Genomic DNA, 21,035 nt, shown 5'->3' with positions numbered 1-21,035 from the left:
GCGGCGCGTCGGCGTACGAGACCGCCGACCGCGGACGCTCGATGAAGCGTTTAAATCGGATGCGGCGTAACTCGCTCTCGTGACCGACTCGCCCCCGTGGGCCGACTTCTTCGGCCATCCGGAACCTTACCCCGAGCAGGCCGACGGCATCGACGCCGCCGTCGACGCCGCCGAGGACGGCGGCTTCCTCGCGCTGGAGGGCGCCTGCGGGACGGGGAAGACGATGCTCGCGCTCACCGCCGGACTCGACCGCGTCCGCGACCCGGACTCCGACTTCGAGCGCGTCTTCGTCCTCACCAGCGTCAAACAGCAGCTCCGCCAGTTCGAGACGGACCTGCGGACGATAAACGACGACCTCCCGAAGGGGTACGACCCCGTCTCGGGGCTCACGCTCGTCGGCAAGGCGGACGTCTGCCCGTACGCCCGCGAGAACCGCGGCGGAATCGACCGCGAGAACGTGTACGAGCGCTGCGAGGGGCTCCGCGAGCGCACCCGCAACCTCGTCGGCGACGGGGGGGCGACGACCACCTCGAACCTCGTGAGCGAGGCGCGGAGCCAGCAGGTCGGGCTGATGGACTCCGGGGCCGCCGCGGGCGGGGCGTCCGGGCCGGCCGACGCGTCCGACGAGGGCGGTTCCCCCGCCGCCGACTACCTCTCCGTCGACGGCGAGCCGACCCCGTACCGCCCCGACACCGAGGAGTACGACGATGTCGAATTCTGCCCCTTCTACGCCGGGTTCCTCGACGACCTCCCGGACGACGGCGACCCCGCTGAGGCGGTCCCGTTCGACGTGACGGAGCTCGGCCACGTCGACGCCGACGAACTGGTGCGGCTCGCGGCGGGCCACGGCTCCTGTCCGCACTCGATCATGGGCGCGCTCGTGCCCGAGGTCGAGGTCGTCATCGGCAACTACTACCACGCGTTCGACCCCGTGACGACCGGGACGTTCACCGGCGCGCTGCTGGACGACTCGACGTTCGTCGTCTGCGACGAGGCGCACATGCTCGAACCGCGCGTGCGGGACCTCGTGAGCGACGCGGTTGCGGACGCGAGCCTCCGCGACGCCGAGAACGAGCTCACCCGCGTCGTCCAGCCGCTCTCGTTCGAGACGGCGGGCGCGGAGTCCGACGACGCCGCGCTCGTCCGCGGCGAACTGGAGGACGCGGACGTGACCGTCGAAGAGATAGAGGCGGTGCGGGAGTTCTACGCCGACCTCCGCGGCGAGCTCGACCGGCGTGTGACCGCGCACCTCGACCGCGAGCGCCCCGACTGGCGGGCGTCGATGCGCGACCTCGACGACACCGAGATCCCGCTCCGCGACCCCGAGGAGCCGGGCGAAGACGAAATCACCGCGTGGGCGGCCGACGAGGGGTACGGCGAGCGCGTCTGGGCGCGCGCCGAGCAGGTCGGCGCGGTCGTCAAGCGCGTCCTCGACTCGCTCGAAGACGAGGACAAACAGCGCGCCGCGCCCGGCGTCGGTCGGACGCTCAACGCCTGGTACCGCGAGGGCCACACGGACTTCTTCCGCGCGATCGAGCTCGAACGCACGTTCGACGAGACGGAGCCGCCGGACTCGTGGCGGCGGGCGTACAACGCGCGGCTCGCGCTCCACAACTGCCTGCCGAGCGAGCCGATCGGCGACCGGCTCGCGTCGTTCGGCGGCGGCGTCCTCATGAGCGCGACGCTGGAGCCGATGGACCTGTTCCGGGAGGTGACCGGACTCGATCACCTGTCGGAGCGCGGCCGTCCGGTCGTCGAGCGGACGTACGGGCTCTCCTTCCCGGAGGAGAACCGAGCCAGCCTCGCGGTCGACGCGCCGAAGTTCACCCACCAGAACCGCGGCGCGCCGGGCGAGGAGAACCCGACCCGGCTCGCGCACCTCGACGCGACGGCCGCTGTCGCGCGCCGCGAGGGCAACGTCCTCGTCGGCACCCCGAGCTACGCGGAGGCGACGTGGATGGCCGAGGCGCTCTCGGAGCGACTCGACAAGCCGGTCCTCCTCGACGAGTCCTCCGGCGACCGCGAGACGGAGTCGCTGAAGGACGACTTCTTCGCCGGCGACGGGAAGGTGCTGGTGACGAGCCTCCGCGGGACCCTCACCGAGGGCGTCGACTACCGCGGCGACCGCCTCTCGGCGGCGGTCGTCTGCGGCGTCCCGATCATCAACACGGCGCGACCGCAGACGCGAGCGGTGATCACCGCCTACGACCGGCGGTTCGAGTCGGGATTCGAGACGGCGCTCACCGTCCCCGCCGTGCGGAAGGCCCGGCAGGCGGTCGGCCGCGTCATCCGCGGCCCGGACGAGCGGGGCGTCCGCGTCCTGCTCGACGCCCGCTACGCCCGCGACTCGTGGAACGGGGTTCGGGAGTACTTCCCGGAACACGAGCGCGAGGAGTACCAGCCCGTAAGTCCGGACATGCTGGAGGTCGCGCTCGACCGGTTCGAATCGCGGCCGCCGGCGGCGAGCGAGTGAGGCCGACCGAGATTTGCCCGGACACCCCCGCTATACGACGTTCGAATCGATGTCTCGCGGGAAGTTCGTGAGCCGCTCCGTCCCCGACTCGGTGATCGCCACCGTGTCCGAGTGGCGGTAGCCGTACTCGTCGGTGTAGAGTCCGGGTTCGATCGTGTACACGTGGCCGGGCGCCATCACGGCGTCGTCGCCCTCGTAGCGCTCGCCCCAGCCGCGGTCGATGTACGGCGGCTCGTGGCCGCCGAGACCGATGTTGTGGCCGACGTGGTGCTGTGCGAGGTCGGTCACGCCCTGCTCTTCGAAGTACTCCCAGACGACGCGGTCGACCTCGGCGACCGGCACGCCCGGCCCGAGCGCGTCGATCGCGAGCGTCTGCGCCTCCAGCATGAGCTCGAAGTAGTGCGCCTGCTCGTCGGAGTAGTCGCCGACGAACATCGTCCGCTCCAGCTCCGAGCGGTAGCCGTCGACGTTCGCGGTCGCGCCGGTGACCAGCACGTCGCCCTCGGAGAGCCGCTCGTTCGGGGTGTGGCCGTGCGGGAGCGCGGTCTCCTCGCCGGAGATGTAGCCGGCGTGGACCGGGCCGTCGCCGCGGACGCGGACGCTGTAGGCGTCACCCAGCGTGTCGAGCATGGCGCGGGACGCCTCCGTCGACGCGCGCTGCGAGACGGTGGCCGGGTGCGCGCCCGGCTCGGAGAAGTCGGCGAGGTAGCGATGGCCGAGGTTCGCCCACTTCGCGGACTCGCGGATCAGATCGACCTCCGCGTCGGACTTCGCCCAGCGCATCCGGTCGACCCACGACTGCGTCTCGACGTCGAGGGACTCGGAGAACGCGGGGCCTTCGTACCCCATCACGCCCGGCGGGCCGTCGGCGTCGGCGGCGATCGCGTCGGCACCGAGACCGTCGAGCATCTCGACGGCGACCGCGACCGGCTCGCCCCCGGGGTAATCGAAGTAGTCGTGGACGGCGTCGATCCGCGGGTTCGGCGAGACGCGCTCGACCTCCAGTCTCGGGACGGTGATCTCGACGCGGTCGTCGGTGACCGCGAGGGCGACCGGGCGCTCCGTCTGGATGTGATGGAAGCCGGTGAGGTATTCGATAGACGTCGCGCCGACCCACGTCGCGGCGTCGGCGTCGGTCTCTGCGAGTCGGTCGCGGACCGCGGCGAGCCGGTCCTCGAAGGCCGACTCGGGAAGTCGTGTGGCCATACCTCACCGATGTGCGAACGCGCCGATAAACGGTCGGGTAGCGGAACGCCTCCGGTGCCGGCGTCGGGGGTCGCTTCGCCCGGATCAGTTCTCGCGGCGGGCGAACGCGAGGTTACCGGAGACGTTCTTGATGTAGGCCGTCACGGTCTCGCCCTCCTGTGCGCCGGGGACGAAAATGGTGTACTCGCCGCGCTCGGCGACGCCGTCGCCCTTGCGGCCGGTACCGACGATTTCGAGCTCGTACGTGTTGCCCGACTCGACGGCATCCTCCTGCCGCTGAGTGTTGGAGGTGTTCTGCTTGGCGACGGGTCGGAACGCCCCGCAGGCCTCACAGCGGAGCATCGGCGTCCGGTTCTCGGTCTCCAGTCGCGTGTCGGGGAGACCGCACTCCGAGCAGGTGACGAACGACTCGATGTACGAGTCGATCGCGGCCTGGAAGTCGCGCTCGCGGAAGTTCCCGCTGTAGCGCGCGCGGCCGTCCTCGTACTGGCCGGCCGTGCCGAGCTCCTGTTGGATCTTCGAGTGGACGTGTTCGGGGTCGCGGCTCAAGGCGTCGGCGATCGCGGAGAGGTTCGTCAGGCGCGTGAACGCCCCGTCCTTCTGCCATTCCGGGTCCGGAACCGACAGCCGCTCGTCGGAGCCGCCCAGATCTGGCACCTCCTCCATCGCGCGGTCGAGGCTCGATTCGTAATCCATACGCGAGGAAACGACAGCGCGACGGAAATCGCTTCCGGGTTCGGTGGCGGCGGCTCCGGAAAGTAAAGGCGGTGCTGGGAGAGTAGCGGTCTGCCAGACGTAGCGGGAGGGAGATTTGAACCACGGTCACTCCGCGCTGCTCCGTTCCCTGGTTCAAATCTCCTCCGGGGCTATCTCGTCGACGACGCCGTTCACGCCTCGCTACGTTCGCCGTTCACTGTCGTCGACAAAAGATAGCGGGAGGTAGATTTGAACTACCGATCTCCGGGTTATGAGCCCGGCGGAATCTCCTGGCTATCCCATCCCGCTATCGTCACAAAATCGCGTGCGACTGTTAAGGGTTCTGATCCCGCCGCCGGTGTGCGATTCGTCCACGCGTCCGCGGCGGTTCCATCCCCCTGTGTCGGCGTCCCGAATCGGCCCTTCGCGTTGACGTCCCGAATCGGGAGATCACTCCTCGCTCGCGCCCTCGTCGTGTTCCGACCTCGCAGCGACGGCCTTGATCCGTATCCGCAACGCGAGGACCGCGACGGCGGCGAAGCCGACCGTCACCCCGACGTCAGCCGGGTCGCCCGAGAGCGCCCGCTGCGCGGTCAACCCCGCCATCAGCGCGAACACGAACGCCACCAGCCCCGCGATCGGGATCACGTACCCCTCTGAGAACGCCGACCCCCCGGACTCGTCGCTCATTTTCCACCTCTCCGAGGGCGATCGTGAAAAGACTCCCGCGACCGTCCGCCCCTTGCGTCGGCCGCAAACGATTTTACCCATCATCGATAGTGATAGATGATGCACAAGCCGCTGTTAACCACGGACTTCTTAGACCGGGCGCGCCGACACTACGCCGACGAGGAGGCCGTCCTCGCCGTCGACGGGACGCGATACACGTACGCGGAGCTGGGCGAGCGCGCCGACCGCTTCTCCGCCGCGCTTCAGGCGCGGGGTATCGAGAAGGGCGACCGGGTCGCGGTGTTGGACCCGAACACGCACTACCATCTGGAGGCCGCCTACGGCGCGATGCAGGTCGGTGCGGTCCACACGCCGCTGAACTACCGGCTCACGCCTGACGACTTCTCGTACATGCTCTCGGACGCCGGGGTCGACGCCATCTACGCCGACGCCGAGTACGCCGCGAACGTCGAGGCGGTCCGCGAGGAGGTGCCCACCGAGACGTTCCTCACCAACGACGCGGACGCGGTCGAGGGCGACTGGGAGTCGTTCGACGCCGCGCTCGACGACGCGGACCCCGACGCCTACGAGCGCCCGGAGATGGACGAGGACGACGTGATCACGATCAACTACACCTCCGGGACCACCGGCGACCCGAAGGGGGTCTGTCGCACCCACCGCGCCGAGACGCTCCACGCCTATCTCATCTCGATCCACCAGGAGATCGTCGACGACGACGTGTACCTCTGGACGCTGCCGATGTTCCACGTCAACGGCTGGGGGCACATCTACGCGATCACCGGCGCGGGCGCCCGCCACGTCTGTACCCGCGGGGTCGACGTCGCCGAGACGTTCGACCGGGTCCGCGAGGAGGACGTGTCGTACTTCTGTGCGGCGCCGACCGTGCTCAACATGCTCGGCGACCACTACGCCGAACACGGCGGCGAGACGACCGGCGACAACGACGTCCGGGTCGCTACCGCGGGCGCGGCGCCGCCGGAGGCGACGATCCGCACCGTCGAAGCGGAGTTCGGCTGGGAGCTCAAACACGTGTACGGCGCGACCGAGACCGGCCCGCTGATCACCACCTCGGACGCGAAGCGCCACTTCGACGCCGATTCCGACGACCGGTTCGCGGTGAAGAAGACGCAGGGGATCGGCTACCTCGGCACCGACGTGCGCGTCGTCGACGAGAACGGGGAGGACGTGGCCGCCGACGGCGAGACGATCGGCGAGATCGTCGTCCGCGGCAACCAGGTGATGGACCGCTACTGGAACAAGCCCGAGGCCACCGAGGCGGCGTTCTCGGAGCGGCTGGAGGGGTACTACCACATGGGCGACCTGGCCGTCGTCGACGAGGACGGCTTCGTCTCGATCCAGGACCGCAAGAAGGACATCATCATCTCCGGCGGCGAGAACATCTCCTCGATCGAACTGGAGGACACCCTCTTCGAGCACGAGGTCGTCTCCGACGTCGCCGTCATCCCCGCCCCTGACGAGCGGTGGGGCGAGACCCCGAAGGCGTTCGTCGTCCCCGAGCGCGGCGACCCGGACGACGCGGGCGCGACGCCCGAGGAGCTCAAGGCGTTCGTCCGCGAGCGCGTGGCCGACTACAAGACACCCGGCGAGGTGGAGTTCGTCGATGAACTCCCGACGACCGCGACCGGGAAGATCCAGAAGTACGAGCTGCGCGAGCGCGAGTGGGACGAGGAAGACCGGATGGTCGGCGAAGGATAGAAGGGAACGCCTCAGTCCTCTCCAGCGCTGTTCTCCTCGGACTCGTCCGCCTCGACGCTCTCCTCTTCGTCGACGCCGGAGTCGCTCAGCCGGTCGGTGTCGATGCTCACGCCCGGCGGGGTGACGACGAGGAAGCCGCGGAAGTGCATCAGCTCGCCGTCCATGTCCTTCACGTCGCGCGCGAAGGGGGCGGCGAGTTCGTTGAGGTCCCCCTCGATCGACAACACCAGCGTGTTCCCGTAGTCGACGCTGCGGACCCACTCCTCCGGGTCGGTGGTGCCGTCCAAGACGCCGAGGACGACGTCGCCGGCGGCGGCGAACGCCTCGTCCATCTTCGCCTCGGCGTCCCGCAGGTCGAGGTCCCAGTCGCTCATACGTGGGGGTCGACAGGCGGCGGCAAAAGCGTTCGGGAGCGGGGCCGTCGCCGACCGCGCGGTCGGCGGTCCCCGCTCCGCGTCGAACCGGTTCCGCTCTTCACGGTGTGGTTAAGTGCGTCCCGCTCTCACCGGCGGATATGGAACGCACGCGGCGGTCCCTGCTCGCGGCCGGAGCGACGGTCGGCGTCGTCGGCGTCGCCGGTTGCCTCGGTGGTGGCGGCGGGGGCGGCGGGATCGACACCGGCGAGTACGGCTGCGACTTGACGGAGCCGACGGATCCGAACCTCGACTACCGACCGACGCTCGGGAACCCGGACGCCGACGTGACCGTTCGGGCGTTCGAGGACTTCACCTGCGGTCACTGCGCGAGCTACACGCTCGACCACTTCCCGACGATCCGCGAGGAGTACGTCGACACCGGCGACGTCCACTACGAGCACTGGGACTTCCCGATCCCGGTCAACGAGACGTGGGCGGTCCCGGTCGCCAGCGCGGCCCGCGGCGTGGGGGCCCGCCACGGCGACGAGGCGTTCTTCGAGTTCGCCTCTGCCGCCTACGAGTCCCAGGGGAACTACAGCGGCGAGGCGCTCGGTGCGGCCGCTGAGACCGCGGGCGCCGACCCCTGCGCGGTCCTCTCCGACGCGGAGTTCACCGCGTACGAGGAGGCCACCCAGAGCGACAAGTCCGAGGGCGAGTCGATGGGCGTCTCCGGGACGCCGACCATCTTCGTGAACGGGAGCCCGGTGGAGGGCGGGTACGCCGCCGAGACGGTCGCGTCGGCGATCGACGCCGAACTCTGACGCGCGCGACGAGAACCGGCTGGAGCGGAGACGAGTGCGGCGTCGCACCGGTCGCCGAACGTGTCTTCTCGGAACGTCGGTCTTTTGGCCGTTCGCCCCGTTTTATAAGTAGATGAGCGACGCCGACCAGTCCGCCGATCCCTCCGCCGAAGCCGACGGCCCCGCCGGCGTCGACGCCTCGGTCGCCGGCGACCCGTCTCCCGCGGTCGAGACCGACGCCGGCGACCGCCGCCGGCTCGGGGGCGTCGTCCTCGCGGTGCTGATCTCGCAGGTCCTCCTCTACCCGGGCGTTCCCGACCTCGTCGTCGCGCTCGGCGCGCCCGCCGGCATCGACGCCGGGATGTGGTTCCTCGTCGCGGAGTTCGGCGCGTTCGTGACGTTTGCGGTCGTCTGGGGCGCGGTCTCGGACGCGCTCGGAACGCGGATCCCCCTCATCGTCGTCGGCGCGCTCGGCGGCGCGGCCTCCTACGTCGCGCTGGCGTCGCTGCCGGGGCTCGGACTCGGCTTCGAGGTCGCGCTCCTCGTCAGGGTCGTGGGCGGCGCGCTCACCATCGGCGCGTTCTCGCTCTCGATCACCCTGCTGATGGACTTACGCGGCGGCAACGGCCGCAACATGGGGACCGCGGGACTCGCGATCGGTCTCGGCGCGGCGGTCGGCTCCGTCGTCGGCGGCTCGCTCGCCGACCTCGGCGCGCTGTACCCGGTGTACGCCGGCGCGGTCGTGCTGGCCGCGGCTGGGCTGCTCGCGGCGACCGTCGACGACCGGGCCGCGACGGCCTCAAAGACGGACGGAGTCGACCCCGCGGCGACCGACGACGTCGGCTTCCGCGACGTCCTCGCCCGCGCGCGGACGACGCCCGGTCTCCTCGTGCCGCTCGCGTTCGGCTTCGTCGACCGACTCACCGCGGGCTTCTTCGCGCTCGTCGGCGTGTACTACTTCCAGGACCCGGCGACGTTCGGTCTCTCGGCGGCCGGCGCGGGCGCGACGCTCGCGCTCTTTTTCGTCCCCTTCGCGCTCCTCCAGTCGCCGCTCGGCGCGCTCTCGGACCGGATCGGTCGCTTCCTCCCCGTGGTGGCCGGGTCGCTCGCGTACGGCGTCGTCACGATCGGCGTCGGCGTCGCGCCGGCGTACCCGATCGCCGCGGCGCTGATGGTGCTTGTCGGCGTCTGCGGCGCGCTGATGGCGCCGGCGACGATGGCGCTCGTCACCGACCTGGTCGAGCCGGAGGTGCGCGGCGCGGCGATGGGGCTGTTCAACGTGTTCGGCTCGCTCGGCTTCCTCGCGGGCTTCCTCATCGGCGGGAACGCCACGGACGCGTTCGGCTACACGCCCGCGTTCCTCGCGGTCGGCGGGCTGGAGCTGGCAATCGCGCTCGCGCTGCTGCCGGCGGTCCGGTCGATCTCGCCCGGTGCGGGAGTCGTCGGCCGGCTCGGCGCTGAGGGATGAGCGCGGTCGCTCCGGCGCGGTGACGCGTCTCGCCCCTGAGGCGAGTCCTTTTAACCGGCGCGTCACCTCGGTTCCCGTAACCGATGGACCTCCTCGTGGTCGGCGCCGGTGAGATCGGGCGCTGGGTCGCCGACACCGTCTCCGCCGACGCCGCGCCGGTCGACGCGAGCGTCGCGTTCGCCGACCGCGACCCGTCCGTCGCGGCCGACGCGGCGGCGGGACGCGACGCGCGGACGGTCGACGCCGACGGGGACTCCGTCCACGACGCGGTCTGTCTCGCGGTGCCGATGTCGGCGGTGCCCGCCGCGGTCGAGGCGTACGCGCCCCGGGCGGAGCGGGCGATCGTCGACGTCTCCGGCGAGATGACGGACGCGGTCGCCGCGATGCGCGACCACGCCCCCGACCTCGAACGCGCGAGCTACCACCCGCTGTTCGCGCCGCCGCGCGTCCCCGGGAACGTCGCGGTCGTCGTCGACGAGGGCGGCCCGCTGGTCGACTCCCTCTCGGCGGCCGTCGGGGCCGGCGGCAACGACGTCTTCGAGACGACCGCAGCGGAACACGACGAGGCGATGGAGACGGTTCAGGCGGGCGCGCACGCGGCGATACTCGCGTGGCGACTCGCCGCGGAGCCGGTCCGCGAGGAGTTCCACACGCCCGTCTCGGCCGCGCTCGACGAGGTCGCCGACACCGTCACGGAGGGATCGCCCGCGGTGTACGCCGAGATCCAGCGCGCCTTCGACGGCGCCGAGGACGTGGCCGACGCGGCGGCGGCGATCGCCGACGCCGACGCCGAGGCGTTCGCCGCCCTCTACGAGCGGGCCCGCGGCGACCGCGAGGGGCGTGACAGACTGGAGTGAGACGCGAGGCAGACGAGAAACCAATGATCGACAGAACCGCGGTCCGGAACAACGCGAACTACCTGCGCAACGTCAGACCGATCGACCCCGAGGAGATCGCCGAGTACATCGAGGGGACCCCGCACCCGGCGGTCGTCCGCGAGACGCTCCGCGAGGAGGCGTTCGACCTCCGGCTCCGCGAGCGCGAGGACGGCGCCTTCGTCCCCGTCGAGGAGACGCCCGTCGACCCGTCCGGCTGGGGACCCGAGGCGCTCCCCGAGGCGTACTCGTTCGCCCTGGAGGACCTGCTGGTCCGCGAGTACGGCGCGAACTGGCACCGCGGCGAGTCCGGCGACGAACTCCGCGAGCGGGTCCGCCGGCTGAAGAGCGACTACCTCTACGAGAACGAGGTCGAGTACGACCGCGTCGCGGCGCTCGGCTACGCGATATACCACCTGCCGGCCTACTACGCGACGGTCGGCTACGTCCTCGACGACCTCACCGAGAACGGCCTGCTCGACCGGACGCTCCGCGTCCTCGACGTGGGCGCCGGCGTCGGCGGTCCCGCGCTCGGTCTCCACGACTACCTCCCCGACGACGCGGTCGTCGACTACCACGCCGTCGAGCCGAGCGCCGCGACCGCGGTCCTCGACCGGATGCTGGAGGAGACCGGCCGTAACTTCCGCGCGACGGTCCACGAGACGACCGCCGAGGCGTTCCTCGGGCTCGACGAGGAGGAAGGGTCCGCCCCCGCGACGGACGAACCCTTCGACCTCCTCCTCTTCGGCAACGTCCTCTCGGAGCTGGCCGACCCCGTCTCGGTCGCCGACGCCGCGCTCGACGCGCTCGCCCCCGACGGGAGCCTCGTCGCGTTCGCGCCCGCCGACCGGAACACCGCGACCGGACTCCGGCGGGTCGAGCGCGCGCTCGTCGCGGGCGACGGCGAGGGACCGGGCGGCGACGGTCCCGGCCGCGACGCCGAGATCTACTCGCCGGCGCTGCGGCTGTGGCCCGACGCGGTACCGAGCGATCCGGGGTGGTCGTTCGACGTCGCGCCCGACCTCGCGGTCCCGCCGTTCCAGCGCCGGCTCGACGAGGCGGCGGCGCGCGGCGAGACCGACGAGCCGGGCGAGTTCGTCAACGTCGACGTCCAGTTCGCCTACTCGATCCTCCGCCCCGACGGGAGACGCCGGGTCGACGTCGAGGCCAGCGCGGAGCGGTGCGCGCGCATGGCCGAGTCGGAGCGCCACGTCACCGACCGGGTGAACCTGCTCGCGGTGAAGCTGAGCCACGACTTAAGCGAGGGCGAGAACGCCCTCTACCGCGTCGGCGACGGCTCGCAGGCGACCGACCACTACCTCGTCTGTACCCGCGAGACCGCGCTGAACCGCGACCTCCGGGAGGCCGACTACGGCGCGGTCGTCTTCGTCGAGAACGGGCTGGTCCTCTGGAACGAGGACGAGGGCGCGTACAACGTCGTCGTCGACGACGAGACGGTCGTCGACCTGGTCGCGCCCTGACTCGGCCGAAATTACAGTCCGGGCCGACGCCGCTCAGTCGCCCGCGACGGGGTCGATCAGCTCCGGCGCGTCGACGCCCGGCGAGTTCACCCGCGTCGACACCGGGTGCGCGGTGAGTCCGTCGCTCGGATACGGGTCGAGCAGGGCGGCCGCCTCCTCGGAATCTCCCCGGAGCCACGCCTCCTCCTCGCCCGCGTCGGGGTCGAGTATCACCGCCATCCGGTGATGGAGGTCCGCGACGAGGTCGTTCGGCTCGGTGGTGAGGACCGCGAACGTCTCGACGGCGCCGGAGTCGTCCGCCGTTCCGTCGCTCCCGCCGCCTCCGTCTCCGCCGCCGAAGGCGCCGAGTCCGGTCTGGCTCGTCTCCGGCGTCGGCGGCTCCCAGCGCTCGTAGATCCCGGCCATCGCGAACGGTCGGTCGTCCTCGAAGGCGACGCGGTAGGGCGTCTTCCCGGAGCCGTCGCGGTTCCCGTCGGGGCCGCCGCCGCCGACCCACTCGTAGAAGCCGTCGGCGGGGACGAGACAGCGCCGGCGCTCGAAGGCGTCGGCGAAGCTCCGCTTCTCGCGGACCGTCTCCGCGCGGGCGTTGATGAGGTCGAACGACTCGTCGGCCCACGAGGGGGTCAGCCCCCACTCCATCCGGATCGCTTCTTCGGGGGCCTCGTCGGTGATCACCGGCAGCGACTGCCCCGGCGCGCAGTTGTAGCTCGGCTCGCGGTCGCCGAAGTCGGCGTCGAACCGATCTTCGAGGTCGGCGGTCGGGGTGAAGAGCGTGTAGCGGCCGCACATACGTTGCCATCGGTGCGAACGGGCTTCAATTCGACGTAGGCGGCGGCATTCCCCCCGCCTCCCGGATCGTCACCGCTCGTCCGACGCGCCTCGCTCTGAACTGTGTCCCGCTACCGATCCGCTTCCGCTTAGCACACCATTATATTCCTCTAATCTTCATGACTGACTTACGGCATCGGTAAACATGAACAGACAAAGGCTCGTACTGTTTGGAGTCGCGCTCGCGCTGATACTCATCGGCGGCGCCGTCGGGTGGTGGGGACACACCGCCGGCGGCGACTTGACGGTTCAGGAGACGCAGATCGAGACCGAAGGAGGAACGATCGACGCGTACCTCTACGTCCCGCCCGGAGTCAGCGCCGACGACCCGGCGCCGGGCGTGCTGGCGACGCACGGGTACATCAACAGCAAGGAGACGCAAGCGCCGTTCGCGATCGAGTTGGCCAGACGCGGCCACGTCGTGTTGGCCATCGACCAGACCGGCCACGGCTACTCCGACCCGCCGGCGTTCTCGCAGGGGTGGGGCGGCCCGCCCGCGCTCGACTACCTCTCCGAGCACGAGCTCGTCGACGAGGACCGGATCGCGCTCGAAGGCCACTCGATGGGCGGCTGGGCGTCCGTCGCGGCGGCCGCGACGTACCCGGACAGCTACGAGTCGATGGTCCTCGCCGGCTCGTCGACCGGCTCGTCCGGCGCGCCGCCGGGCAACGCGACCTTCCCGCGGAACCTCGCGGTCGTCTACGCCGAGTACGACGAGTTCCACCGGCTGATGTGGGAGACCGAGACCGCGCCGGCCGCCCCGGAAAGCGAGAAGCTCCAGTCCGTCTTCGGCACCGACGAGCGGATCGAGACCGGGACGGTGTACGGCGACTTCGAGTCGGGTACCGCCCGGGCGCTGTACCAGCCGGGCACGACTCATCCCGGAACGACCCACTCGCCGACCGCCGTCGGACAGGCGGTCGGGTGGATCGAGCGGACGACGGGCGGCGAGACCTCGCTCGACCCGAGCGACCAGATCTGGCACTGGAAGGAGCTGGGGACCGCCGTCGCGCTGCTCGGCGGCTTCCTGTTCCTCTTCCCGACGATCGGGACGCTCTCGGAGGCGGGGGTGCTCTCCGCGGCGACGCGGTCGGTCCCGGAGCCGGTCGCCGAGCGCGACCTCGGCTGGGGCCTCTCGGTCGCCCTGACGGCGTTGCTTCCGGTCGCGACGTACTACCCGCTGATGCTCCTCGCGGGGCAGGTGATGCCGCTGACCGCGGTGACGCCGCAAAACGAGACGAACGGCATCGTGCTGTGGATCCTGGGGAACGCGGCGATCATCGCGCTCCTGCTCGGGGTCTGGCACGTCCGTAGCGATCGGACGTTCGCCGAGGCGCGCGCCCGGTACGGGCTGGACGCGGGCGACGGCGCCGGGACGCTGGCCCGGTCGGTCGCGATCGCGGCCGGGACGGCGCTCGCGCTGCTCGCGCTGCTTCTCGCGTTCGACGCCGTCTTCACGCTCGACTTCCGCGCGTGGGTCCTCGCGCTGAAGCCGCCGAGCGCGCTCCACGTCCGGATCGGGATCGGCTACTTCCCGGCGTTCCTCGCGTTCTTCTTCGCGCTCGAACTGCTGCTCCACGGCCGGCTGCGCACCCGGGCGGCGACCGACTCCCTGCGTCGGGCTATCGCGGGGAACGTCGGCCTGCTCGCCGGCCCGTTCGTCGGGTTCCTCGCGGTCCAGTACGGCTGGCTGTTCGCGACCGGCGCCCTGCCGCTGCCGGCCACGGCGCTCCAGACGATCATCGCGTTCCAGTTCGTCGGCGTGCTGATCGGCGTGGGCGCGGTCTCGACGTACAGCTTCCACCGCACGGGGCGCGTGTGGGTCGGCGCGGTCCTCAACGCGCTGCTCGTGACGTGGCTCGTCGTCGCCTCCCAGGCGACCCACCTCCCGCTCTGAGGGAACGACCCGCTCGATGACGGGAGGGGATCGGCCGCCTCCCGCCGACTTTTTCACCGCGCGTCGCTCGGAGACGGACATGCGCATCGAGAACAGCTTCATCCCCGTCGAGGGGGTGGGCGAGACGACCGAACGACGCCTCTGGGAGCGAGGGGCCACGACGTGGGACGAGTTCGATCCCGGGGTCGACGTGCCGGGGATGGGGGCGACGACCGCGGACCGGATCGAGTCGTTCATCGCGGACGCGCTCGCGCGGCTCGACGACGGCGACGCGGACTACTTCGACCGGAAGTTCCCCTCGGGCGAGCGCTGGCGGCTCTACGAGAACTTCCGCGAGGAGACCTGCTTCTTCGACATCGAGACGACCGGTCTCGACGAGCGGCGGGACCGAGTGACGACGGTCAGCTTCCATCAGGGCGGCGAGACGACGACGCTCGTCGCCGGCGAGGACCTCACCGCGCGACGGCTCCGCGAGCAGTTCGCGGACGCGAGCCTGCTCGCGACGTTCAACGGCGCGCGCTTCGACGTCCCCTTCTTAGAGACCTCCTTCGACGTCGACGTCGACACGCCCCACCTCGACCTGATGTACCCCGCGAAGCGGATCGGTCTCTCGGGCGGGCTGAAACCGATCGAGAAACAGCTCGGGATCGAGCGCGACCGGCCGGACATCTCCGGCCGCGACGCGGTCCGCCTCTGGCGCGAGTACGAGCGCGGGGACGAGGAGGCCTTAGCGACGCTCGTCTCGTACAACCGCGAGGACACCGTGAACCTCAGGGCGCTCGCGGACGCGGTCTGTGCCGCGCTCGACGAGGAAGTGTTCGTCGCCGCCCCGGACGGAGACGGCGACTGAGAGGGACCCGAGAGGTCGCGGGCGGCGGGTATGGACCGCCGCGACGGCTAATCCGTGACGACAACAGTCGACGCCGTTACCGACGCAGGACGGTGCCGCTGGACCCGACGACGACGGCGTCACCGTCGACGTCGACCGCCTTCAGGTTCTCGCCGACCGGCGTGTCGAGCACGAACCGGTCGTCGGCCGTCAGCTCCTGAACCACGCCGCCGCTGCCGACGACGTAGCCGGCCTCGCCATCCGTCTCGACGTCGACGAGGTCGGCGTCGCCGAGCACGTCGGGCGTCCAGCCCGCGCCGTCGTACGTCAGAACGGTGCCGTTACCGCCGGAGACGGCGACGTCGTCGGGGGCGTCGCTGTCCAGCCCGTAGAACGTCACGTCCGCGTTCTCGATGCCGATCGCGTTCCAGGTGACGCCGTCGTCGGTGACGAACACGCGGCCGTTCGTGTCGATCGCGTGGCCGCTCCGCGGACCGTGGAAGTCGATCGCGGGCAGCGCCGAGCCGCTGCCGGGCGTAACGTAGTCCCACGTCTCCGCCGCGCCGTTCTCGAAGCTGTAGTAGATCTTCCCGGAGTCGCCGGCGACGTAGACGTTCGCCTCGCCGGCCTCGCCCGTGACCGCGACGTCGTTGTAGTTGTTCGTGTTGTCCATCGGCGCGGAGTGGTCGACGAGCGTGTCCGTCGCGGGGATGTACTCGCCGATGGCGCCGCTCGCACCGACGAACCAGACGCGCTCGCCGTCGTCGGTGACGGACGCGCCGTAGAGGTTGTTCCCGTTCCCGGTCGGGCCGCCGTCGCGGAGCGTCTGCCAGCCCTCTGTCGCGGGCGCGGTGAGGACGCCGCCGCCGCCGACCGCGAAGCGACCGGCGTTCGCCGACACCACGTCGTGGAGCGTGCTGTCGGTCTCGGTCTTCTCGACGGTCCACTCGCTCTCCGCGGCCGCGGCGACCGTAGTCACGCTTCCCGATGCGACGAGCGCACCCAGTCCCGCCAGCGTCGCGCGGCGGGTCGTCGTCAGTGATCGGCTCATGACGCACCCGGGGATTTCTGTGCCGGTTGTAAGTATCTTGTGTCAGTTCAAGAAATCGTCGAAATTAACTCGGCTAAAATCGGCTTAATCGTCCGTATCGGCGACGTTTTACATCGTTGATCGACCCGTTTATAGGTCGAAAATATCTCTTTCGGGGCTTCTACCTTCCGTTCGGAGTTATCCCAGATCAGACCGAACAGGTTCGGTCCGACGGATCAGGAGTCGCCGTCGGATCCGACCGCGTCCGTCGTCGATCCCGCGTCGGCCTTCACCGCCGCGGTCTCGTCCTCGGTCGGGTCGTCGGCGTCGGACTCGCCTCCGACGGCGTCGTCGGCCGAGTCGTCGGGGTCGTCAGCCTCGCCGGACTCGGCTTCGTCGGTTTTATCGGCGTCAGCCGTTGCGTCAGCGTCGTCAGCCTCGACGGACTCGGTTTCGTCCGCCTGGTCGACGCCGTCGGCCGCACCGTCCGACTCGGTCTCTTGGACCAGTTTCATCTCGCCGCGCGCACGGAGGGTGCCCTGAATCTCCGCGCCGTCGTACACCACCAGATCGCCCGCGGAGACGTCGCCGAGCACGCGAGCGCCGGTTTCGACGGTGACGGTCCCGCCGCGGGTGGTCACGTCCCCGTGGATCACGGTCTCGGCACCCACGGTGATATCCTCGCGGGCGCGCAGCGAGCCGAACACCTCGTTTCGCTCGCCGACGCGGATCGACTCCGCGCGGAGGTTGCCGTGGAGCCGGCAGTCGTCGCCGACCGTCGCGGGCGTCGACACGCGCCAGGCGTCGTCGGAGATCTCGGCGCTCCGCGGAACGAGCAGCGGGTCACGGACGTCGTCGCCGTCGGCGAGCGCCTCCGCCAGCTCGTCGGCGGCGTCCGTCTCGCCGACGCGCAGCAGCTGCGAGAGGACGATGAAGTAGAACACGATCGTCGGCACCGGGTTGCGGATGACGATCCAGCCGTTGGCCTCGAACCCCTCCTCGATCGTCACGTCGTCGCCGATGTCCAGATCGCCGGAGACCATCAGGCGGCCGGTGACGGTCACCCGCTCGCCGAGGTACGCGTCCTCGCCGACCAGCACGTTGCCGTCGACGGAACACCAGGTGTCGAGCCGGCAGTCCCCCTCGGCCTCGATGTCGTTGGCGACGCGCACGCGCTCGCCGATCGCGACGTTGCGGCCGCGGACGCCCAGCTCGACCGTGGACTGGCCGCCCACGAGCACGTCGCCGTCGACGACGACGTCGTGCTCCTCGACGGTCGTCCCCGAGGGGATCGCGAGCTCCTCGATCGGGCCGTCTCCTCGCAGCGACACACCGGGAGCAGTCGCCCCGCGGGTATAAACGGTGCGGGGCGTCGGACGCGCGTCGGACGCGGCGTACACTCCGCGCTCCGGAGCGGTTTCGCCCGAGCGTCCCCTTTTCCGCGTGAATCGCTACCGAACTGGATCGCGGTCGCTGCGCTTTTCCGTACGCCGCCGAAGAAACACCCATGGGATTTGGATCGTACGACGAGAGCGAACAGAAGGATCAGGACGTCGACACCGACGAGGACGACGCGGTGAACGTTCACGAGAACGATCACGACGGCGACGTCTCCATCGAGGGCGACGCCGATACCGACGACCTCGTCGGCCGCCTCTCCGAGATGCGCGACGACGACGACGAGTAGTCGACCGACGAACGCTCGACACCACGTAGCCCTCCGAGAGCGACGCGGGTCGTGTCGCGCTCCTTTTACAGACACGCCGCCTACCCGGACGCATGAGTACGGATCTGACGTTCACCGACCGCGGTGTCGACGTCGTCTACGAGGGGACCGAGTTCGAACTGGAGAAGACGCTGATCGAGGAGGCGACAGGGAAGTCGTACCGCGACGTGACAGACCACGAGGTCCTGACGATAGTCGCCGAGGACCCGGAACTGGACGGCGAGCCGGTCCGGATCGGCGACGTGTTGTGACGCTCGGTCCGGATACCTTCTCGCGCCGTCGACGGCGCGGCCTGCCGCTTTTCCTTCGCCGGTAGTCGCGCCCTGCGCTTCCTTCCCGTCCGACTCTCCGCACCCGGAGCGGCGACGACTCCGTCAGACTGACGTAAGAAATATATGACGTTAGATCGAATTAACAACCGTGAGGTGACCACGCCATGAGACCGCAGACTCGCTACCGTCTCGGACGGGGCGTCCACATGCTCGCAACGGTGCTGCTGTTGAACTTCGGGCTGGCCCGCGAGTCGGCTCCGATCATCGCGGGCGGCGGGGTGTTGTTCGTCACGTTCTTCCCGTTCAGCCGCCTGCTCGCGGACCGCGTCGGCCATACCCGATCGGACGAGCGGACCAGGGAACTCACCCGCCTCGCGGCGAGCAGGGCCGCGTTCCTGCTCTTCGGGATCGCGTTCTCCGCCTTCCTCCTCGGTGCCGCCTTGGAGACGACGGGCGGCCTCGGCGGGGTCGCGGAAACGGTCTACGCGCAGGCGCGGGTCGTGGTCGTCTGGGCGGCCGTCGCGATCTGCGTCTCCTCGGTCGCCCACGGCACGCGGGCCTGGGCCCGTCGCCGGGGCGTGGAGGCGTGACCGTGGAGTTCGAGACCCGGATCCGGGAGCTCCGCGAAGAGACGGGGCTGACGCAGGCCGAGCTCGCCGACCGAGTGGACGTGACCCGCCAGACGATCCTCTACGTCGAGAAGGGCGAGTACAACCCCTCGCTGGAGCTGGCCTGGCGCATCGCGCGGGAGTTCGACGCGCGCGTCGAGGACGTGTTCGACCTGCCCGCAGACCCGCAGTCGTAGCGCGGCGCGGTCGCTCCGCCCCGGGTTACTCCGGGTCGGATCACTTCGCCCCGGGTCACTCCGCCGCGACGAGCTTGTACCCGCCGCCGTCGACGTCGCCGCTCGCCGGGTCCGGCGCGCGCTCGGCGTAGTAGATCTCGCCGTCGACGACGCGGGGCGCGCTCGTGATCCACCCGTCGTGGTCGACCCGCCACACCTCGTCGCCGGAGTCGGCCTCCAGCGCGTAGAGCGTGCCGTCCTTCGACCCCGTCAGCACGCGGTCGCCGGCGACGGTCGCGCAGCCGGTCAACGGGCGACCCGTTCGGAAGCGCCACTCCACGTCGCCGGTCGACGCGTCGAGCGCGTACAGGTGGTCGTCGTGGCTCCCCATGTACACCACGTCGCGCTCGGGGTCGATCGCGGGTCCCGTCATCGACAGGTCGCCCGTCTCGAAGTGCCAGTCCTCCTCGCCGGTCGCCAAGTCCACCCGGTAGACGTTGGTGTCCCACGAGCCGAAGAAGGCGGCCCCGTCGTACGTCGCGATCGGGCCTTTGATCTCGCCGTTGTTCGTCTCGGGCGGGTCCGTCGCGAACCGCCACTGGAACTCCAGGTCCGGGAAGCTCCAGCAGTAGCAGTAGCCGTCGTTCGACCCGCACACCATCCGCCCGGCGTCGAGCGAGACGGCCGGCGAGGAGTGGGGGTGATCGGTGGGACGGTGCTCCGGCTCCGCCCAGGTGACGTCGCCGGTTTCCGCGTCGACCGCGAACAGCCGCCCCTCGGGCGTCGGGAACTCGACCGAGACGTACAGCTCGCCGTCGCAGTACAGCGGGCTGGACCCGATCGAACCGCCGAGGTTCGTCGACCACTTCAGGTCGCCCGAGTCGAGCGCGAACGCGTAGCAGACGCCGTCGTACGCGCCGACGTACGCGCGGCCGTCCGCGACCGCCGGCGTGCCGTGGATCCCGCGGCCTCCGGCGTCCGTCTCGCCGCGCCAGCGCACCTCGCCGGCCGCCGTTATCGCGAGCAGTTCGCCGGTGTCGCCCGGGAGGACGACGCCCCCGCCGGGGAGCGGTACCGCGCTCGCCTTCGCCGCGCTGTGATCGCCGGTGTTGACCTCGGGAATCCGCCACGCCTCCTCGACCGCGTCGGGCACCGTCTCGTCCGGGTAGTACCCCCACCGCTCCAGCGACCCGCGGAACTGCGCGACGCCCGGAGGGATCGTCTGCCGCGTCGAGTCCCCCGCACCGGGATCCACGTCGGGGGCCTCGCGGTCGGCGTTCACGGGCGGACTGTTGAGGGAGGCGCAGCCGGCCGCGGCAGCGGTCGTCGCCGCGCCGACCGCGGCGAGCCACTCGCGGCGAGAGCGGGCGTCGGTCATCGGGATAGCCGTCGCGCCGGGGTCGCTTTAGTGTGGCGGCCGTGCCGGTCGCGGCCGACGTCGCACGTTTCGACCGGACGACTTTTTCCGACGGTGGCCGAAGTCACGGTATGGAGATCGGATTCGAGCTCGGAGCGAACGTCCCCTCCGGCGTGTTCGCCCTCCACGCCGTCATCGCCGTCGTGTTCCTGGGTCTCGCGGGCGTGAACGGCGCGAACGGCGAGCTGATCGGGCTAGCGATCTACCTCGCGATGGCGGGGATGATCGCGGTCGTTGGCATCTTAGCCGGGCGAATCGTATCCCGGCGGTAGTCGCAGGCCGGATCGAATTTTCAGCGCCGTCGCTCGCGGTCTTGCTCGCAGGAGCGGAAAGTGGGGCCGGAGAAGGGAGCCAAATTCACAGATTTGACTTTTCTGGTCTTCCCACCAACCGATCCGACTGTTGGCGTCTTGTTATACTGGCTCATTGTGGACTCGGTCGTTTTATTAAGTCACTACCGAATCACGACTTGAGGCGGTCGATCTAAATGA

21 protein-coding genes and 1 tRNA gene are annotated in these 21,035 nt (G+C 70.3%); 13 read left to right on the top strand and 9 right to left on the bottom strand.

Features of this window, described 5'->3' with window-relative positions:
• Positions 1-79 precede the first annotated feature (79 nt).
• Positions 80-2,473, top strand: a complete 2,394-nt coding sequence (locus J2744_RS07300) for an ATP-dependent DNA helicase (RefSeq protein WP_209546160.1) — start codon at positions 80-82, stop codon at positions 2,471-2,473.
• A 30-nt stretch (positions 2,474-2,503) separates the two neighbouring features.
• On the opposite strand, the gene J2744_RS07295 is transcribed toward J2744_RS07300, so the two are convergent.
• The 4 genes from J2744_RS07295 to J2744_RS07280 all read right to left on the bottom strand — a co-directional run bounded on the left by J2744_RS07295 (position 2,504) and on the right by J2744_RS07280 (position 5,065).
• Positions 2,504-3,679: a M24 family metallopeptidase gene (locus J2744_RS07295; protein WP_209546158.1), complete on the bottom strand. Its 1,176-nt coding sequence runs from the start codon at positions 3,677-3,679 to the stop codon at positions 2,504-2,506.
• A gap of 84 nt (positions 3,680-3,763) precedes the next feature.
• The gene (locus J2744_RS07290) at positions 3,764-4,375 is read right to left on the bottom strand and encodes a translation initiation factor IF-2 subunit beta (RefSeq protein WP_209546156.1); all 612 of its coding nucleotides are present in this window, start codon (positions 4,373-4,375) and stop codon (positions 3,764-3,766) included.
• A 234-nt stretch (positions 4,376-4,609) separates the two neighbouring features.
• Positions 4,610-4,684: transfer RNA gene (locus J2744_RS07285), tRNA-Met, on the bottom strand.
• A gap of 141 nt (positions 4,685-4,825) precedes the next feature.
• Entirely contained in the window at positions 4,826-5,065 is a 240-nt protein-coding gene (locus J2744_RS07280) for a hypothetical protein (protein ID WP_209546154.1), read from the bottom strand.
• A 99-nt stretch (positions 5,066-5,164) separates the two neighbouring features.
• Between J2744_RS07280 and J2744_RS07275 the strand changes: the two genes are divergently transcribed.
• A complete protein-coding gene (locus J2744_RS07275; RefSeq protein ID WP_209546152.1) occupies positions 5,165-6,781 on the top strand; it encodes a long-chain-fatty-acid--CoA ligase in 1,617 nt (538 codons plus the stop codon).
• Positions 6,782-6,792: 11 nt separating this feature from the next.
• Here J2744_RS07275 and J2744_RS07270 read toward each other — a convergent pair whose 3' ends face one another.
• Positions 6,793-7,155, bottom strand: a complete 363-nt coding sequence (locus tag J2744_RS07270) for a DUF5779 family protein (RefSeq protein WP_209546150.1) — start codon at positions 7,153-7,155, stop codon at positions 6,793-6,795.
• 140 nt (positions 7,156-7,295) lie between these two features.
• Here J2744_RS07270 and J2744_RS07265 point away from each other — a divergent pair, with 140 nt between their 5' ends.
• The 4 genes from J2744_RS07265 (at position 7,296) to J2744_RS07250 (ending at position 11,761) form a co-directional block, all read left to right on the top strand.
• Positions 7,296-7,958 (top strand): DsbA family protein, encoded by a 663-nt coding sequence (locus J2744_RS07265; protein ID WP_209546148.1) that lies wholly within the window; start codon positions 7,296-7,298, stop codon positions 7,956-7,958.
• A 112-nt stretch (positions 7,959-8,070) separates the two neighbouring features.
• The gene (locus tag J2744_RS07260) at positions 8,071-9,405 is read left to right on the top strand and encodes an MFS transporter (protein ID WP_209546146.1); all 1,335 of its coding nucleotides are present in this window, start codon (positions 8,071-8,073) and stop codon (positions 9,403-9,405) included.
• 83 nt (positions 9,406-9,488) lie between these two features.
• Positions 9,489-10,262, top strand: a complete 774-nt coding sequence (locus J2744_RS07255; RefSeq protein ID WP_209546144.1) for a prephenate dehydrogenase — start codon at positions 9,489-9,491, stop codon at positions 10,260-10,262.
• A gap of 23 nt (positions 10,263-10,285) precedes the next feature.
• Positions 10,286-11,761, top strand: a complete 1,476-nt coding sequence (locus J2744_RS07250; protein WP_209546142.1) for a small ribosomal subunit Rsm22 family protein — start codon at positions 10,286-10,288, stop codon at positions 11,759-11,761.
• A 33-nt stretch (positions 11,762-11,794) separates the two neighbouring features.
• Here the strand turns inward: J2744_RS07250 and J2744_RS07245 are convergent, their stop codons facing one another.
• Positions 11,795-12,550, bottom strand: a complete 756-nt coding sequence (locus J2744_RS07245) for an SOS response-associated peptidase (protein WP_209546140.1) — start codon at positions 12,548-12,550, stop codon at positions 11,795-11,797.
• A 184-nt stretch (positions 12,551-12,734) separates the two neighbouring features.
• Between J2744_RS07245 and J2744_RS07240 the strand changes: the two genes are divergently transcribed.
• Together J2744_RS07240 and J2744_RS07235 are read left to right on the top strand one after the other, a co-directional pair.
• Complete coding sequence (locus J2744_RS07240) at positions 12,735-14,486, top strand: alpha/beta hydrolase family protein (protein WP_209546139.1); 1,752 nt, start codon at positions 12,735-12,737, stop codon at positions 14,484-14,486.
• 79 nt (positions 14,487-14,565) lie between these two features.
• Positions 14,566-15,336, top strand: coding sequence for a ribonuclease H-like domain-containing protein (locus tag J2744_RS07235; RefSeq protein ID WP_209546138.1), 771 nt, complete (start codon positions 14,566-14,568; stop codon positions 15,334-15,336).
• 76 nt (positions 15,337-15,412) lie between these two features.
• On the opposite strand, the gene J2744_RS07230 is transcribed toward J2744_RS07235, so the two are convergent.
• Together J2744_RS07230 and J2744_RS07225 are read right to left on the bottom strand one after the other, a co-directional pair.
• Positions 15,413-16,294: a WD40/YVTN/BNR-like repeat-containing protein gene (locus J2744_RS07230; protein ID WP_209546469.1), complete on the bottom strand. Its 882-nt coding sequence runs from the start codon at positions 16,292-16,294 to the stop codon at positions 15,413-15,415.
• A gap of 287 nt (positions 16,295-16,581) precedes the next feature.
• Positions 16,582-17,676, bottom strand: coding sequence for a polymer-forming cytoskeletal protein (locus J2744_RS07225; protein ID WP_209546133.1), 1,095 nt, complete (start codon positions 17,674-17,676; stop codon positions 16,582-16,584).
• A gap of 176 nt (positions 17,677-17,852) precedes the next feature.
• Here J2744_RS07225 and J2744_RS07220 point away from each other — a divergent pair, with 176 nt between their 5' ends.
• The 4 genes from J2744_RS07220 to J2744_RS07205 all read left to right on the top strand — a co-directional run bounded on the left by J2744_RS07220 (position 17,853) and on the right by J2744_RS07205 (position 19,148).
• Positions 17,853-18,032 (top strand): DUF5786 family protein, encoded by a 180-nt coding sequence (locus J2744_RS07220; RefSeq protein ID WP_209546132.1) that lies wholly within the window; start codon positions 17,853-17,855, stop codon positions 18,030-18,032.
• A 92-nt stretch (positions 18,033-18,124) separates the two neighbouring features.
• The gene (locus J2744_RS07215; RefSeq protein ID WP_006628666.1) at positions 18,125-18,322 is read left to right on the top strand and encodes a DUF5800 family protein; all 198 of its coding nucleotides are present in this window, start codon (positions 18,125-18,127) and stop codon (positions 18,320-18,322) included.
• Between the two features lie 185 nt (positions 18,323-18,507).
• Positions 18,508-18,933 (top strand): hypothetical protein, encoded by a 426-nt coding sequence (locus tag J2744_RS07210; protein WP_245203253.1) that lies wholly within the window; start codon positions 18,508-18,510, stop codon positions 18,931-18,933.
• Between the two features lie 2 nt (positions 18,934-18,935).
• Positions 18,936-19,148: a helix-turn-helix transcriptional regulator gene (locus J2744_RS07205; protein ID WP_209546131.1), complete on the top strand. Its 213-nt coding sequence runs from the start codon at positions 18,936-18,938 to the stop codon at positions 19,146-19,148.
• 55 nt (positions 19,149-19,203) lie between these two features.
• Here J2744_RS07205 and J2744_RS07200 read toward each other — a convergent pair whose 3' ends face one another.
• Positions 19,204-20,505, bottom strand: coding sequence for an outer membrane protein assembly factor BamB family protein (locus J2744_RS07200; RefSeq protein ID WP_209546130.1), 1,302 nt, complete (start codon positions 20,503-20,505; stop codon positions 19,204-19,206).
• 110 nt (positions 20,506-20,615) lie between these two features.
• On the opposite strand from J2744_RS07200, the gene J2744_RS07195 reads away from it, so the two are divergent.
• Positions 20,616-20,816: a hypothetical protein gene (locus J2744_RS07195; RefSeq protein WP_209546129.1), complete on the top strand. Its 201-nt coding sequence runs from the start codon at positions 20,616-20,618 to the stop codon at positions 20,814-20,816.
• Positions 20,817-21,035 lie beyond the last annotated feature (219 nt).

This window comes from Halorubrum trapanicum (assembly GCF_017873555.1).
Classification (GTDB): domain Archaea; phylum Halobacteriota; class Halobacteria; order Halobacteriales; family Haloferacaceae; genus Halorubrum; species Halorubrum trapanicum.
Note: the sequence above shows the minus strand (reverse complement) of the source record. Positions and strands in the feature narration are given on the sequence as shown.